14 protein-coding genes are annotated in these 13,913 nt (G+C 73.6%); 8 read left to right on the top strand and 6 right to left on the bottom strand.

Annotated elements, in window-relative coordinates; translation table 11 throughout:
- Positions 1–3: 3 nt before the first annotated feature.
- Positions 4–3,540: a BTAD domain-containing putative transcriptional regulator gene (locus ACGFQC_RS03650; protein ID WP_363087071.1), complete on the bottom strand. Its 3,537-nt coding sequence runs from the start codon at positions 3,538–3,540 to the stop codon at positions 4–6.
- Between the two features lie 182 nt (positions 3,541–3,722).
- Here ACGFQC_RS03650 and ACGFQC_RS03645 point away from each other — a divergent pair, with 182 nt between their 5' ends.
- On the top strand, positions 3,723–4,523 hold the full coding sequence (locus tag ACGFQC_RS03645; protein ID WP_363087070.1) for a site-2 protease family protein: 801 nt from the start codon (positions 3,723–3,725) through the stop codon (positions 4,521–4,523).
- On the opposite strand, the gene ACGFQC_RS03640 is transcribed toward ACGFQC_RS03645, so the two are convergent.
- Positions 4,513–4,692 (bottom strand): hypothetical protein, encoded by a 180-nt coding sequence (locus ACGFQC_RS03640; RefSeq protein WP_363087069.1) that lies wholly within the window; start codon positions 4,690–4,692, stop codon positions 4,513–4,515. The genes ACGFQC_RS03645 and ACGFQC_RS03640 overlap by 11 nt on opposite strands.
- Positions 4,693–4,787: 95 nt before the next feature.
- Positions 4,788–5,504, bottom strand: a complete 717-nt coding sequence (gene npdG, locus ACGFQC_RS03635) for an NADPH-dependent F420 reductase (RefSeq protein ID WP_363087068.1) — start codon at positions 5,502–5,504, stop codon at positions 4,788–4,790.
- Between the two features lie 138 nt (positions 5,505–5,642).
- Between npdG and ACGFQC_RS03630 the strand changes: the two genes are divergently transcribed.
- Positions 5,643–6,242, top strand: a complete 600-nt coding sequence (locus ACGFQC_RS03630; RefSeq protein WP_363087067.1) for a hypothetical protein — start codon at positions 5,643–5,645, stop codon at positions 6,240–6,242.
- 85 nt (positions 6,243–6,327) lie between these two features.
- On the opposite strand, the gene ACGFQC_RS03625 is transcribed toward ACGFQC_RS03630, so the two are convergent.
- On the bottom strand, positions 6,328–6,558 hold the full coding sequence (locus ACGFQC_RS03625) for a hypothetical protein (protein ID WP_363087066.1): 231 nt from the start codon (positions 6,556–6,558) through the stop codon (positions 6,328–6,330).
- A gap of 58 nt (positions 6,559–6,616) precedes the next feature.
- Between ACGFQC_RS03625 and map the strand changes: the two genes are divergently transcribed.
- Complete coding sequence (gene map / locus ACGFQC_RS03620; RefSeq protein WP_363087065.1) at positions 6,617–7,474, top strand: type I methionyl aminopeptidase; 858 nt, start codon at positions 6,617–6,619, stop codon at positions 7,472–7,474.
- A 153-nt stretch (positions 7,475–7,627) separates the two neighbouring features.
- The gene (locus tag ACGFQC_RS03615; RefSeq protein ID WP_363087064.1) at positions 7,628–8,275 is read left to right on the top strand and encodes a biliverdin-producing heme oxygenase; all 648 of its coding nucleotides are present in this window, start codon (positions 7,628–7,630) and stop codon (positions 8,273–8,275) included.
- A gap of 90 nt (positions 8,276–8,365) precedes the next feature.
- Here ACGFQC_RS03615 and ACGFQC_RS03610 read toward each other — a convergent pair whose 3' ends face one another.
- On the bottom strand, positions 8,366–8,581 hold the full coding sequence (locus tag ACGFQC_RS03610) for a hypothetical protein (RefSeq protein WP_363087063.1): 216 nt from the start codon (positions 8,579–8,581) through the stop codon (positions 8,366–8,368).
- A gap of 112 nt (positions 8,582–8,693) precedes the next feature.
- Positions 8,694–9,338: a PhzF family phenazine biosynthesis protein gene (locus ACGFQC_RS03605; RefSeq protein ID WP_363087062.1), complete on the bottom strand. Its 645-nt coding sequence runs from the start codon at positions 9,336–9,338 to the stop codon at positions 8,694–8,696.
- 303 nt (positions 9,339–9,641) lie between these two features.
- On the opposite strand from ACGFQC_RS03605, the gene efeO reads away from it, so the two are divergent.
- Genes efeO through ACGFQC_RS03585 form a run of 4 tightly spaced genes read left to right on the top strand, consistent with a single transcriptional unit; the run spans position 9,642 to position 13,913 of the window.
- Positions 9,642–10,784 carry an iron uptake system protein EfeO gene (gene efeO / locus ACGFQC_RS03600; protein WP_363087061.1) on the top strand — a complete coding sequence of 381 codons (1,143 nt, stop codon included), beginning with the start codon at positions 9,642–9,644 and terminating at the stop codon, positions 10,782–10,784.
- 17 nt (positions 10,785–10,801) lie between these two features.
- Complete coding sequence (efeB, locus tag ACGFQC_RS03595; RefSeq protein ID WP_363087060.1) at positions 10,802–12,067, top strand: iron uptake transporter deferrochelatase/peroxidase subunit; 1,266 nt, start codon at positions 10,802–10,804, stop codon at positions 12,065–12,067.
- A gap of 3 nt (positions 12,068–12,070) precedes the next feature.
- Positions 12,071–12,955, top strand: coding sequence for an iron uptake transporter permease EfeU (gene efeU / locus ACGFQC_RS03590; protein ID WP_363087059.1), 885 nt, complete (start codon positions 12,071–12,073; stop codon positions 12,953–12,955).
- Positions 12,903–13,913, top strand: a complete 1,011-nt coding sequence (locus tag ACGFQC_RS03585) for a hypothetical protein (protein ID WP_363087058.1) — start codon at positions 12,903–12,905, stop codon at positions 13,911–13,913. Before efeU ends, ACGFQC_RS03585 begins: the two co-directional genes overlap by 53 nt.

The following is a 13,913-nucleotide window of genomic DNA, read 5'->3' as shown; positions in this document are numbered from 1 at the left end:
GTCTCACACCAGGGCGGCGGCCTCCTCGTAGGAGAGGCCGCCGCCCTCGGCGCGGGCGGCGGTGTACGCCTCCTCGCCGAGCACGGCACGGACCCGGGCGTGGGCCAGCTCCCGGCACGCGGACTCCAGGCGCGGCGAGACGTGCCGGGGCGGCAGCAGGGCGTCGGCGGCGCCGAGGCAGCGGGCGGCGGCCTCGGCGCGGACGCCGGCGATGGCGCCATCGCCGGCGGTCCGCCCGGTGCCGGTGAGGGCGATCGCGGCGATGGTCAGGTAGAAGGAGCGCAGGTACGGGGCGATGGCCCTGGACAGCGGGTCGTTCGCCCGGCCCAGGGCGTCGCGGATGGTGACCAGGGCCTGCTCGTAGCGCTCGTCCACCGTGTCCAGCCAGGCCTGTGCGCCGAGGATCAGGGCGTCGAATACGACGAAGTGCGCGAGGGCGAACTCCTTGCGCAGCAGGCGTAGCTGCTCGCGGGCCTCAGGGGTGCGGCCGGTCAGGGTGAGGTGGCCGGAGAGGAAGAGCCGGGCGGCGGGCATGGCCTCGTTGACGGTGCCGTCGAAGCGGTCGATGACCTCGCGCAGGACGCGTTCGCCGCGCTCCTCCTCGCCGGCCTCCAGCAGCGCGCTGCCCAGCCGGGCCGCCAGGACCGCCGACTGGCTGCGGGCGTCGAGTTCCTCGGCGTGGACCATGGCCGCCTCGTAGTCGGCGGCGGCCAGGCGGTAGGCGCCCATCCGCTCGTGGGCCTCGGCGCGCGCGGAGAGGGCCTCGGCGGTGCCCCAGGCGTCGCCGAGGCGGCGGAAGATCTCCAGGGACTCGTCGGCGTCCCGGGTCGCGTCGCCCGCCCAGTCGGAGCGGTTGGCCAGCACGTTGGCGCGCATCTGGAGGCAGGCGGCCAGCTCCCACTCGTAGCCGGGGGTCTCGCGGGCGGTGCGGATGTTGGCGTCGACGATGACGCGGATGCGTGCCATGTCGCCGGTGAGCATGACGGCGTAGAACCAGAGCAGGCCGGGGCTGCGGCAGGTCTGCGGGAGGCCGGGGGTGTAGGTGTCGGTGATCGCCCGCAGTTTGGCCTGGGCCGCCGGGGTCTGCCAGGCGTCCAGCTCGGTGTCCATGCAGGCGAGGTGGGCGAGGTGGACACCGCGCCGGGCCTCCGCGAGGACCTCGCCGGTCATCGGCGGCGGGGCGTCGGTGCAGGGTTTCCAGACCGGGGCGGCGGGGCGCACCGGACCGGCGAAGGGGTCGGGTCCCAGGGACATCACCTCGCGGCACCAGGTGCGGGCCTCGAGGCGCAGGTCGCGCATCTGCCAGTACGTGGTGAGGGACAGGACGAGGCAGAGCGCCTCCTGTTCGTCGCGCTCGGCGACGGCCCGGCGCAGCGCGGTGCGCAGGTTCTCGTACTCGAGCTGGAACCGGTCGACGGCGGCGCGCTGTCCCCGGCCGCGCAGCGACGGCTCGGTGGTGCGGGCGAGTTCGCGGTAGTACGTCAGGTGCGCGCGCTCGGCGCGGGGGCGGGCGCCGGACTCGTCGAGGCGGGCGGCGGCGTACTCGGCGACGGTCTCCAGGAGCCGGTAGCGCATGGCACCGTCGGGGGCCGGGGCGGCCACGACGAGGGACTTGTCGACGAGGGAGCCGAGCGCGTCGAGGGCGGCCGGGCCGCAGACGGCCTCGGCGGCGTCGAGGTCGCAGCCGCGGGCGAAGACCGACAGCCGGCCCAGGACCTCGCGCTCGTCCTCGCCGAGCAGGTCCCAGGACCAGTCGACGACGGCCCGCAGGGTCTGCTGACGGGGCAGGACGGTACGGCTGCCGGAGGTCAGCAGCCGGAAGCGGTCGTCGAGCCGGTCGGCGATCTGGCGTGGCGACAGCATGCGCAGCCGGGCGGCGGCCAGCTCGATGGCGAGCGGCAGGCCGTCCAGGCGGCGGCAGATCTCGGCGCAGGCCCCGGGGTCGTCGTCGACGCGGAAGCCGGGGCGGGCGGCCGCTCCGCGCTCGGCGAGCAGCCGCAGCGCGGCCGGCTCGGGCAGCGGCTCCACGGGCCGCAGCAACTCGCCGGGCACGCCGAGGGGTTCGCGGCTGGTGGCGAGGACGGTCAGCTCCGGGCAGCGCTTGAGCAGGTGCTCGACCAGGCGGGCGGCGCTCTCGACGACGTGCTCGCAGTTGTCGAGGACGATCAGCATGCGGCGGCGGGCGCAGTGCTCGACGAGGCGCTCCAGGGGGTCGTCGTGCCGTTCCGCGGCCGCCACCCGCATCTCCTCGGCGCCGGCGCCGTAGAGCACGGTCTCGCGGGCCCCGACGGCGGTGAGGACGGCCTGCGGTACGGCGTCGGGGTCGGCGACCGGCGCCAGTTCGGCGAGCCACACACCGTCCCGGGCGGCCTCCCCCGCGGTCTCGGCGGCCTCCTGCGACAGCCGTGTCTTGCCGGCCCCGCCGGGCCCGAGCAGCGTGACCAGCCGGGCACCGCCCAGGTCCCCGTGGATGGCCGCGATGTCCCCTTCCCGCCCGACGAAGGAGGTGAGCCGGGCGCGGAGGTTGCCGGGGGGCGGGGCGGGGTGGGCGGGAGCCGGGCCGGGGTGGCCGGGGGCCGGGTTGAGGTGGGCGGGAGCCGGGCCGGAATCGGCGGGAGCCGGGCCGGGGTGGCCGGGGGCCGGGTTGAGGTGGGCGGGAGCCGGGCCGGAATCGGCGGCGGCCGGGCCGGGGTGCACGAAAACCCGGCCGGAATCGGCGGCAGCCGGGCCGGGATGCACGAAAACCCGGCCGGAATCGGCGGCCGGGGCCGGAGAGGCGGCGGCCGGGGCCGGCCGGGTCGCCGAGGGCGGGAGTTCGGCCGGGGTGAGGAGTTCCGCGTGCAGGGCGCGGAGTTCGGGGCCGGGGTCGGAGCCGAGGCGGGTGGCGAGCAGGCGGCGTACGGACTCGTAGGCGGCCAGGGCCTCGGCGGTGCGGCCCGCGTCGCGCAGGGCGCGCAGGCGCAGGGCCTGGAGGGGCTCGTCCAGGGGGTGGGCGTCGCACAGGGCGGTCAGCTCGGGCAGGGACTGCCCGGCGTGGCCGAGGGCGAGGGCCGCGGTGTGACGGGCGCGTATCGCGTCCAGGCGGCGGGCCTGACGGCGGACCGCCTCGGCGGTGCGGTCGGGCAGGTCGGCGAGGGCCGGGCCCTGCCAGAGGGCGAGGGCGTCGTCGAGCAGCGCGGCCGCCCCGGCGGGGTCGCCGTCGGCGAGCGCGCGCAGTCCGTCGTCGGTCAGCCGCTCGAAACGGTGCAGGTCGACGTCGTCGGGCGGGGCGGTGAGCCGGTAGCCGCCGTCCACCGAGGCGACGGCCTCCGCGCCGAGGGCCCGGCGCAGCCGGCCGACCAGCGCCTGCAGCGCGGCGGGCGCGTCGGCGGGCGGCTCACCGCCGGCCCAGACCTCCTCCACCAGCAGCCCCGCGGGCACGCTGCGGCCGGCCCGCAGCGCCAGCACGGTCAGCAGGGCGCGCAGCCGCGCCCCGCCGACGGCGACGGGGGTGCCGTCGGTCCGGAGGGCCTGGGTGGTGCCGAGGATGCGGTAGCGCACGGGGTCATTCTCTCCGCTGGGGGCGGCCGGGGTCACGGCGCCCGGGACGGTGGCGCGCCCGGGACCCTCGCCCCGGTCCGCCCGGAACCGGCGACCGGTCACGAGACGTTCCCCCCTTGCGCCCGGTACGGTCGGGCAGCCGGAGACCCGGTCCCGACACCGCACCCCAGGAGCGTCCGCAGATGACCACCGCCCTCTCCCGCCACAGCGACCGGCGGGTCAGCCCCGTCTTCCTCGGGATACTGGCCGTCACGGCGGTCACCGGCTGGGCCACCTGGACCGGTTTCGCCGAGCAGCCCGGTGTGGCCGTGTTCCTGTTCGTGACCGGCGCCTGGATCGTCTCGCTCTGCCTGCACGAGTACGCGCACGCGCGCACCGCCCTGCACAGCGGTGACATCTCGGTCGGCACGAAGGGGTATCTGACGCTCAACCCCCTCAAGTACACGCACGCGTTGCTGAGCATCGTGCTGCCGGTGCTGTTCGTGATCATGGGCGGGATCGGTCTGCCGGGCGGTGCCGTCTTCATCGAGCGCGGCCGGATCCGGGGGCGCTGGCGGCACAGCCTGATCTCGGCGGCGGGCCCGCTGACGAACGTGCTGTTCGCCGTCGTGTGCACCGCCCCGTTCTGGCTGGACGCGCTGGACGGCGTACCGGCCGACTTCCGGTTCGCGCTCGCGTTCCTCGCCCTCCTCCAGGTCACGGCGGCGATCCTGAACTTCCTGCCGGTGCCGGGCCTGGACGGCTACGGCGTCATCGAGCCCTGGCTGTCGTACGGCGTGAAGCGGCAGGTGGAGCCGTTCGCGCCGTTCGGCCTGCTGTTCGTGTTCGCGCTGCTGTGGGTGCCGGCGGTCAACGGCGCGTTCTTCGACGTGGTCGACTCGGTGCTGGGCGGTCTCGGCATCGGTGACCTGGAGACCTACTGCGGCGAGAGGCTGTACCGCTTCTGGGAGGGCACCCCGGAGTACTGCGCCGTCAGCCCGTGAGGGACCGGCGGATCTTCTCGCGCTTGACGTAGTACCAGGTCATGTTGGACGACAGGCCGGCCAGCAGCACCCACACGACGCCCAGGAAGCTGCCCTGGACGAACGCGACGACCGCCGCCGCGACCGCGAGGACGCAGACGATCAGGGAGTAGACGGCGAGACGGGGCATGGGGCTGGCTCCTGTCGGGGGACACTGCTGCACTGCGGGTACGGCCGGTCGCGTGGCGGGCCGTACGGCCGGTGCGTCCAGTGTCCCCCATCCGCTCAGACGTCGGTGACGCGGAGCCCGGCGTGCGCCTTGTAGCGGCGGTTGACGGAGATCAGGTTGGCGACCAGGGCCTCCACCTGGTGGGCGTTGCGCAGCCGTCCGGCGAAGACGCCCCGCATGCCGGGGATGCGGCCGGCCAGGGCCTGCACGATCTCCACGTCGGCGCGCTCCTCGCCCAGCACCATCACGTCGGTGTCGATCTCGTCGATGTCCGGGTCCTGGAGGAGGACCGCCGACAGGTGGTGGAAGGCGGCCGTGACCCGCGAGCCGGGCAGCAGGGCGGCGGCCTGCTCGGCGGCGCTGCCCTCCTCCGGCTTCAGCGCGTAGGCGCCCTTCTTGTCAAAGCCGAGCGGGTTGACGCAGTCGACGACGAGCTTGCCCGTCAGTTCCTCGCGCAGCGACTGAAGGGTCGCGCCGTGGCCCTCCCACGGCACGGCGACGATGACGATGTCGCTGCGGCGGGCGGTCTCGGCGTTGTCGGCGCCCTCGACGCCGTGCCCGAGTTCCTCGGCGGCGGCACGCGCGCGGTCGGCGGCACGCGAGCCGATGATCACCTTCTGGCCGGCCCTGGCTAGGCGGTGGGCCAGTCCCTTGCCCTGCGGCCCGGTCCCGCCGAGGACGCCGACGACCAGCCCGGAGACGTCGGGAAGGTCCCACGGGTCCTTGGCGGGTGCCTTCACGGGGGCGTTGTGTGCACTGTCGCTAGAGGTCATGGGCCGACTTTACGTGCGCGGGGGCCGTCCCACCGGGCGGGGTGGCGGCCCCCGCGGCCGCCGGGCGGGTCCCCGGGTCGGGGGAATCGGCGGCGAACGCCCGGCCGCGGGCGTCCGGTTGGGGCAGGATGCGGTGGCATGGACGCCGTACGGGTCGCGCTGCTGCGCGACGTGCTCGCCGGGACGCAGTGGCTCGGGGCCACCCGCAGGTTCGCCGGGGTGCTGCGGGGGTCGGTGGTGTCGCACGGGGGCGGGCTGCTGCTGGTGGGCACCGCCGCGTACGAGCCGTGGCACCTGGCCGCCCACCTGGTCGACGAGGCCGCCTGGTCCGGTACGCCGGAGCTGGCCCCCACGCTGGTGCGGCACGGCGCCCGTCCCTCGGACCCGGCGCATCTCGCGGTGGGCCTCGGCCGCATCGAGGCGGCCCGGCGGGGCGAGACCCTGCTGGTGGTGGCGCCGGAGGGGGACGCACCCCTGCTGGAGCGGGTGTCGGACGCCCGGCGGACCGGGGTGACCGTGCTGGCCCTGGGCCCCGGCGGGGGCGAGCTGACGGACCTGGCCCACGAGGCGCTGGCCGTGCCGGACGGCTCGGAGCTGGACCTGGACACGGTGCAGCACCTGGTGAGCGCGGCGGCGGGCGAGCGGACGGCGCCCTCCCCGAGAGGCCCCCGCCGCCTGCGCGACCGGCTGTCCCGGCTGGCGGAGTGCCTGACGGCGCCGCCCCCGGCTCCCTGGTGAGGCGGGGAGGCCGGGGGCGGGGCGCCGTCGTGCCGGGCGGTCCCGGGCGGGGCGGGTGCGGTGGTCCCGGGCGGGGCGGGTGCGGTCAGTCGTCGTCCGCGGCGCCCGCCGGGGCGTCGTGCCACTTGGGGTCGTTCTCCCACTGCAGGTTGCGCTCCCGGGCCGTCTGCATGGCGTGCTCGGCCTCCGCGCGGTCGGCGTAGGGGCCGAACCGGTCCTTGGCCGGGCACTCGGGCCCTTCCTCGACCTTCTTGTGTTCCAGGCAGTAGTACCACTCGCCCGGCTTGCCGACCGTGCGCTTCTTGAACAGGGCCATGACCAGCTCCTCTCGCCACCGTCATGTTCCCCCACGGCCGCTGGTTAGACTCGCTGGCATGTCTGGCCAGTCGCTGCTCGCGCCCGGGGAGCTGTCCCCCACCCGTTCCGTGCCCGGAAACATCCGCCGTCCCGAGTACGTCGGCAGGCCCGCGCCGACCCCCTACACCGGGCCGGAGGTGCAGACCCCCGAGACGGTGGAGGCGATGCGCGTCGCCGGCCGGATCGCCGCGCGGGCGATGGCGGCGGCCGCCGAGCGGATCGCGCCGGGCGTGACCACGGACGAACTGGACCGGGTGGCGCACGAGTACATGTGCGACCACGGCGCCTACCCCTCGACGCTGGGCTACCGCGGTTTCCCCAAGTCCCTGTGCACGTCCGTCAACGAGGTGATCTGCCACGGCATCCCGGACTCGACGGTGCTGCGGGACGGCGACATCGTCAACCTGGACGTGACGGCGTACATCGGCGGGGTGCACGGCGACAACAACGCGACGTACCTGGTGGGTGACGTCGACGAGGAGAGCCGGCTGCTGGTGGAGCGGACCCGGGAGTCGCTGGACCGGGCGATCAAGGCGGTCCGGCCGGGCCGGCAGATCAACATCATCGGCCGGGTGATCGAGTCGTACGCCAAGCGGTTCGGGTACGGCGTCGTGCGGGACTTCACCGGGCACGGCATCAACTCGTCGTTCCACTCCGGGCTGATCGTCCCCCACTACGACAGCCCGCACGCGACGACCGTGATCCAGCCCGGCATGACGTTCACGATCGAGCCGATGCTGACGCTCGGGACGCACGAGTACGACATGTGGGACGACGGCTGGACGGTCGTGACGAAGGACCGCAGGCGGACGGCCCAGTTCGAGCACACGCTGGTGGTGACGGACACCGGGGCGGAGATCCTCACGCTCCCCTGAGCACGCCGCGCTCCCGCCTCGAGCCCGCCCTCCGACCCGAGGGCGGGCTCCGTGCCGTCCGGAAGGCTCTTTGCCGACGAGCTGTCGGAAAACTTGCCGACAGGAGGTCGGCAACACATTGACTCAGGCATACCTCACCATGAGACTCGCCCCATGGACTCCTTCTCGACAGTCATCCGGACCGCGTCCCACGAGCAGCACGTGGAGGCGGAGACCTCCACGTTCATGAGCGACCTGCTCGGCGGCGGGCTCGGCGTCGACGCGTACGCGCGCTACACCGAGCAGCTGTGGTTCGTGTACGAGGCGCTGGAGGACGGGGCCGGACGGCTGGCGTCGGATCCGGTGGCGGGGCCGTTCATACGGCCGGAGCTGTTCCGGCGGGACGCGCTGGAGCGGGACCTGGCGCATCTGCGGGGTGCCGGGTGGCGGGCGGGGCTCTCCGCGCTGCCGGCGACACTGGCGTACGCGGAGCGGGTGCGCGCGTGCGCGCGGTCCTGGCCGGGCGGGTACGTCGCCCACCACTACACGCGCTACCTCGGCGACCTCTCCGGCGGGCAGATCATCCGCGACCGGGCCGAGAGGGCGTGGGGCTTCGAGAAGAAGGGCGACGGCGTCCGCTTCTACGTCTTCGAGGAGGTCGGCAACCCGGCGGCCTTCAAGCGGGAGTACCGGGAGCTGCTGGACGCGGTGCGCGCGGACGACCTGGAGAAGCAGCGGATCGTGGCGGAGTGCAGGACGGCGTTCGCCCTGAACACGGGCGTCTTCCGGGCGCTGGGCGAGGAGTTCCCGCGGTCGGCGTGAGCCCTCCGAGCCCCCGAGCAGGCCCCCTGGGCGCACGCACGGGACGGGCCCGCCCCCTCGGTCGCGAGGAAGGCGGGCCCGGGAGCCGTGTCAGTTGTCGTGGCCGACGGCGTACTCCGAGCACTGGGCGCCGCCCCAGAAGAGCTTGCTGGTCTCCGTCTCGATCCCGCCGAAGTACGGGCTGCAGACGGCGTGGCCGTCGCGGCCCCCGAAGTGCTTGCCCTCGTCGGCGGTGGCGGTCGCGGCGCCGGCGGCGCTCAGGGCGACACCCAGGACGGCTGCGGCCAGGGCAGAACGGATGCGCATGGTGCTCCTCTCACGGTGACTGAACGGTCACTGTGAGTGGTCCCCGCTCATCACCCCGCCACACTCGGGACCACCCGTACGGAGGCGCGATCGGCCGGGGACGTCCACCGGTTCAGCGCTCCAGGAGGACCCGGCCGCCGATCTCCACCCAGCCGTGCGGCTGCGGCGCGGTCAGGATCTGCGATCCCGTCCCCTGGGTGATGTTCAGGGCCCGGCCGAGGAGGTCGGTGAGGAGCAGGGCCGCCGCGCCGGTGGCCTCGTCCTCGTCGATGCCGTCGTCGCGGCCGGGGAAGGCGCGGGCCCGCACCCGCCCCCCGGGCTCGTCCTCCCAGGCCCAGGCGTAGATCCACTCACCGGGCGGCGGCACGGGAAGGTCGTCGACCTCGGCGGCGGTGGCGTGCTGCCGGAGCGTGCGCGGCGGGACCCATTCGGCCCGCGCCTCGATCCAGCTGAACTCCCCGTCCAGGCGGGCGCCCACCGCTCCGGCGGGGGTGACGAGTTCGGGCACGTCGAGCAGCCAGGCCGTGCCCACGCAGGGGTGTCCGGCGAACGGCAGCCGCAGGGTCGGCGTGTAGATGTCGATGACGCCGCGCTCGGGGTCGTCCACGAACACGGTCTCGCTGAAGCCGAGCTTCGCCGCGAGGGCCTGCCGGTCCTCCCGGTCGGGCAGCACCGACCCCTCGCGGATGACGCCCAGTTCGTTGCCGTATCCGCCGTTCGGTGCGCAGAACACGCGGAGCACGTCGTAATCAGTCACCGGGGAATTGAAGCACTGCCTCCGCCCGCCGCGTCGGCCCCGGCCAGGTGGTGGGCGGAAACGGGAGCCCCCGGCCGCGCGCGTACGGCCTTCGGGCGCGCTTCGACTTTCCCGTGGACGAACTTGACCGATCCTTGGGATGCATTTTGAGCCACCGTGATCGAACCGTGCCCTTACAGCGTCCATGAGAGGTGAATCACGGTCCGGACGGGTATGACGCAGGTAAGCCTTCGATAAGTTAGGTAAGCCTCACTGAAACCTGTGACCCCGTCACGTAATTTTTCAGCCACGCTGGGAGCCCTCATGCGCGCCGCCAGACTCTCCGTCGCCACAGCCGCCGCTGCCGTCGCGGCCCTGACCGCCGTCACGGGCTGCACCGAGAAGAGCGACGCCGCCGCCGGCGACCGGGTGATCGGCGTGACCGCGACCGACGACACGTGCAAGACCTCCACCAAGGAGATCGCCGCCGGACACGTCGAACTCGCCATCGAGAACAAGGGCTCCAAGGTCACCGAGGTCTACCTGCTGTTCCCCGACGACCGGGTGGTGACCGAGCGCGAGAACATCGGCCCCGGCACCAAGCAGCGGGTCACCGCGGAGGTGAAGGCCGGCGACTACCTGATCGCCTGCAAGCCGGGCATGAAGGGCGACGGCATCCGCCAGGACCTCAAGGTCACCGGCGGCACCGCGACCGCCGAGCGCGACCCGCGCCTGGACAAGGCCGTCGCCGCCTACCGGGCCTACTCGCAGCAGCAGGCCGACGAGACGCTGCCCAAGGTCCAGGCCTTCGTGAAGGCGGTGAAGGCCGGCGATCTGGAGGCCGCGAAGCAGGCGTACGCGCTCTCCCGCATCGGCTGGGAACGCACGGAGCCGGTCGCGGAGTCCTTCGGCGACATCGACCCGAAGGTCGACGTCCGCGAGGACGGCCTGGAGGACGGGCAGAAGTTCACCGGCTGGCACCGCCTGGAGAAGGCCCTCTGGCAGGACAAGAAGATCACCGCCGAGGAGAAGGCCCTCGCCGACCAGCTCGTCACCGACCTGACCGACTGGCAGAACCGGGTCGGCAAGGCCGAGATCACCCCGACCTCCATGGCCAACGGCGCCAAGGAACTCCTCGACGAGGTCGCCACCGGCAAGGTCACCGGCGAGGAGGAGCGCTACTCGCACACCGACCTGGTCGACTTCAAGGCCAACGTCGAGGGCGCCGAGAAGGCGTTCGAGCTGCTCGAACCGGTCGCCAAGGAGAACGACGCGGCGCTGGTCACCGAGCTGGACAAGCAGTTCACGGCGCTGAACACGCTGCTCGACGAGTACCGCCCGAACACGTCCTCCTACGCGTTCACCTCGTACGACAAGGTCGGCGCCGCCGACCGCAAGGAGCTGTCGGACGCGGTGAACGCGCTCGCGGAGCCGCTCTCCAAGCTTGCCGCCGCAGTGGCCAAGTAGCCGGAAGGCCCACCGACATGACGGACACGGACGACACCTCGACCACCACCTCGACCGCGCCCAGCCGGCGGACCCTGATCGGCTGGGGCGGAGCGGGCCTCGCGCTCGGCGCCGCCGCGGCCGGCGGCGCGGCCGCGATGACCCGCGCCGGGAACGACGTGGATCCGGCCGGTGCCGCGGCGGGCGCCGCGATCGCCTTCCACGGCGCCCACCAGGCGGGCATCGCCACGCCCGTGCAGGACCGGCTGCACTTCGCCGCGTTCGACGTGAAGACCACCGACAGGGCCGCGTTCGTCCAGCTGTTGAAGGACTGGACGCGGGCCGCCCGGCAGATGACCGAGGGCAGGCCGGTCGGGGAGGGCGCGTACGGCGGGCTCGCCGAGGCGCCGCCGGACGACACCGGCGAGGCGCTGGGCCTCAAGCCGTCCCGGCTGACGCTGACGATCGGCTTCGGGCCGTCCCTGTTCGCAAAGTTCGGGCTCGCCGGGCAGCGGCCCGAGGCGCTGGTGGACCTGCCGAAGTTCGCGGGCGACAACCTGGACGCCAACCGCAGCGGCGGCGACCTGTGCGTGCAGGCCTGCGCGGACGACCCGCAGGTCGCGGTGCACGCGATCCGCAACCTGGCCCGCATCGGCATGGGCAAGGCCGTCATCCGCTGGTCGCAGCTCGGCTTCGGCAAGACCTCCTCCACGACGCCCGACGCGCAGACCCCGCGCAACCTGATGGGCTTCAAGGACGGCACCCGCAACATCGCGGGCACCGAGCAGGACCGCCTGGAGGAGTTCGTCTGGGTCGGCGAGAAGGACGGTCCCGCCTGGATGAGGGGCGGCTCCTACCTCGTCGCCCGCCGCATCCGCATGCACATCGAGACCTGGGACCGCGCCCCGCTGCAGGAGCAGGAGGACATCTTCGGCCGCGACAAGGGCGAGGGCGCCCCGGTCGGCAAGGCAAAGGAGCGCGACGAACCGTTCCTGAAGGCCATGAAGCCCGACGCGCACGTGCGGCTCGCCCATCCCGACTCCAACCACGGGGCGACGCTGCTGCGCCGCGGCTACTCCTTCACCGACGGCACCGACGGCCTGGGCCGGCTGGACGCGGGCCTGTTCTTCCTCGCCTACCAGCGCGACGTGCGCAAGGGGTTCATCCCCGTCCAGCGCAACCTCGCGACGGACGCGCTCAACGAGTACATCCAGCACGTGGGTTCGGCCGTCTTCGCGATCCCGCCCGGCGTCCGGGACGCGGACGACTGGTGGGGCCGCACCCTGTTCGCCAAGGAGGCCTAGCCCGTGTTCTCCAACTACCTGATCGGACTGCGCGAGGGCCTGGAGGCCAGTCTCGTCGTCTGCATCCTCATCGCCTACCTGGTGAAGACCGGGCGGCGCGACGCCCTCAAGCCGGTCTGGACGGGCATCGCCGTCGCGGTGCTGCTCGCGCTGGGCTTCGGCTCCGCCCTCGAGTTCGGCTCCCAGGAGCTGACGTTCGAGGCCCAGGAGGCGCTGGGCGGCTCGCTGTCGATCCTCGCCGTCGTCCTGGTGACGTGGATGGTGTTCTGGATGCGGCGCACCGCACGGCACCTGAAGTCGGAGCTGCACGGCAAGCTGGACGCGGCCCTCGCCATGGGCACCGGCGCGCTGGTCGCCACCGCGTTCCTCGCGGTGGGCCGCGAGGGCCTGGAGACGGCCCTGTTCGTGTGGGCGTCCGTGCACGCCGCCGGTGACGGCACCCCGCGCCCGCTGATCGGCGTGGCGCTCGGCCTGGCCACGGCGGTCCTGCTGGGCTGGCTGTTCTACCGCGGCGCGCTGCGCATCAACCTGGCGAAGTTCTTCACCTGGACGGGCGGCATGCTGGTCGTCGTCGCGGCCGGCGTGCTGGCGTACGGCGTCCACGACCTCCAGGAGGCCGACTGGGTACCGGGCCTGACGGACAAGGCCTTCGACGTCAGCGGCACGATCCCGCCGGACAGCTGGTACGGCACGCTGCTGAAGGGCGTGTTCAACTTCCAGCCCGACCCGACGGTCCTCCAAGTCACGGTGTGGCTGCTGTACCTGGTCCCGACACTCGCGTTCTTCCTCGCCCCGGTAGGGTTCGCCTCCGGGAAGGGGAGGGTGAACGCACCTGATGAGCAGGGAACGCAGCCTGACGACCGGCCGTCCACGGCGCCGCGGGCGTGACCGGAACGCACTGATCGCCGTCCCGCTCGCCGTCGTGACACTGACGGCGAGCGGATGTGTCGTGGTGCACGGGGAGCGGACGGTGCTCCCCGCGGCCACGAAGGCGGAAGCCGCCAGGGCGGTCGAGCAGTTCACGACCGCCTACAACAAGGCCGACGCGGCGTACGACCCCTCCCTCGACGCCGCGTACACCACCGGGGCGCTCGGCGCGATCGACGCGGCACGGCTGAGGGCGGGGCGCGTCAACCACCCGGACGGCAACCCGCAGCACAAGCCGCTGACGCTGACCGACGTGAACTACACCATCCCCGAGAAGCCCGGCTGGCCCCGCTGGTTCGTCGCCGACGCCCGGGCCAACAAGGGCGGGGACGCGCGCTGGGTGCTGGTCTTCCTGCGCGGCGGCAGGGCGGAGCCGTGGCAGGCGGCGTACCTCACGCTGGTGGCGCCGGGCGCGCTGCCGGAGTTCCCGAAGGACGAGGACGGCTGGGCCGAGGCCGTGCCGGTGGACAGCGCCGGGCTGACGCGCTCGCCCGCCGGACTGAGCGGTGACTACGCGACGTACCTGAAGGACGGCGGGGACGCGTTCGCGGACGGCCCGTACACCAGCGAGCTGCGCTCCACGCGGGCGAAGAACTCCAGCAAGCCGGGCCTGGCCACGCAGTACATCGACGAGCCGCTGACGACCGGGGACTTCGCGCCGCTGGCGCTGCGCACGGCGGACGGCGGGGCGGTGGTGTTCTTCTCCACGCACCACTTCGTGAAGCAGACCGCGGCGGCGGGGGCGGCGGTGCCGGCGCCCAACAGGGACGTCCGCGCGCTGACCACCGGGGAGATCAAGCAGGCGCTGACGATGGAGTTCGTGGCCAACGAGATGGCCGTGGTGCCGGGCACCTCCGGCGGGGGGAAGGTGTCGTTGGTGAGCCGGGTCGAAGGGCTCACGGCGGCCAAGGGGGAGTAG

This window comes from Streptomyces sp. NPDC048734 (assembly GCF_043198675.1).
Classification (GTDB): Bacteria; Actinomycetota; Actinomycetes; order Streptomycetales; family Streptomycetaceae; genus Streptomyces.
The sequence above is the reverse complement of the archived record's forward strand: the minus strand, read 5'-3'. Positions and strand labels throughout refer to the sequence as shown.

Bases quoted from the DNA above. Each gene is read 5' to 3' on its own strand.
- ACGFQC_RS03645 (WP_363087070.1), top strand. From the start codon at position 3,723: ATGACCACCGCCCTCTCCCGCCACAGCGACCGGCGGGTCAGCCCCGTC.
- ACGFQC_RS03640 (WP_363087069.1), bottom strand. From the start codon at position 4,692: ATGCCCCGTCTCGCCGTCTACTCCCTGATCGTCTGCGTCCTCGCGGTC.
- npdG (WP_363087068.1), bottom strand. From the start codon at position 5,504: ATGACCTCTAGCGACAGTGCACACAACGCCCCCGTGAAGGCACCCGCC.
- ACGFQC_RS03630 (WP_363087067.1), top strand. From the start codon at position 5,643: ATGGACGCCGTACGGGTCGCGCTGCTGCGCGACGTGCTCGCCGGGACG.
- ACGFQC_RS03625 (WP_363087066.1), bottom strand. From the start codon at position 6,558: ATGGCCCTGTTCAAGAAGCGCACGGTCGGCAAGCCGGGCGAGTGGTAC.
- map (WP_363087065.1), top strand. From the start codon at position 6,617: ATGTCTGGCCAGTCGCTGCTCGCGCCCGGGGAGCTGTCCCCCACCCGT.
- ACGFQC_RS03615 (WP_363087064.1), top strand. From the start codon at position 7,628: ATGGACTCCTTCTCGACAGTCATCCGGACCGCGTCCCACGAGCAGCAC.
- ACGFQC_RS03610 (WP_363087063.1), bottom strand. From the start codon at position 8,581: ATGCGCATCCGTTCTGCCCTGGCCGCAGCCGTCCTGGGTGTCGCCCTG.
- efeO (WP_363087061.1), top strand. From the start codon at position 9,642: ATGCGCGCCGCCAGACTCTCCGTCGCCACAGCCGCCGCTGCCGTCGCG.
- efeB (WP_363087060.1), top strand. From the start codon at position 10,802: ATGACGGACACGGACGACACCTCGACCACCACCTCGACCGCGCCCAGC.
- ACGFQC_RS03585 (WP_363087058.1), top strand. From the start codon at position 12,903: ATGAGCAGGGAACGCAGCCTGACGACCGGCCGTCCACGGCGCCGCGGG.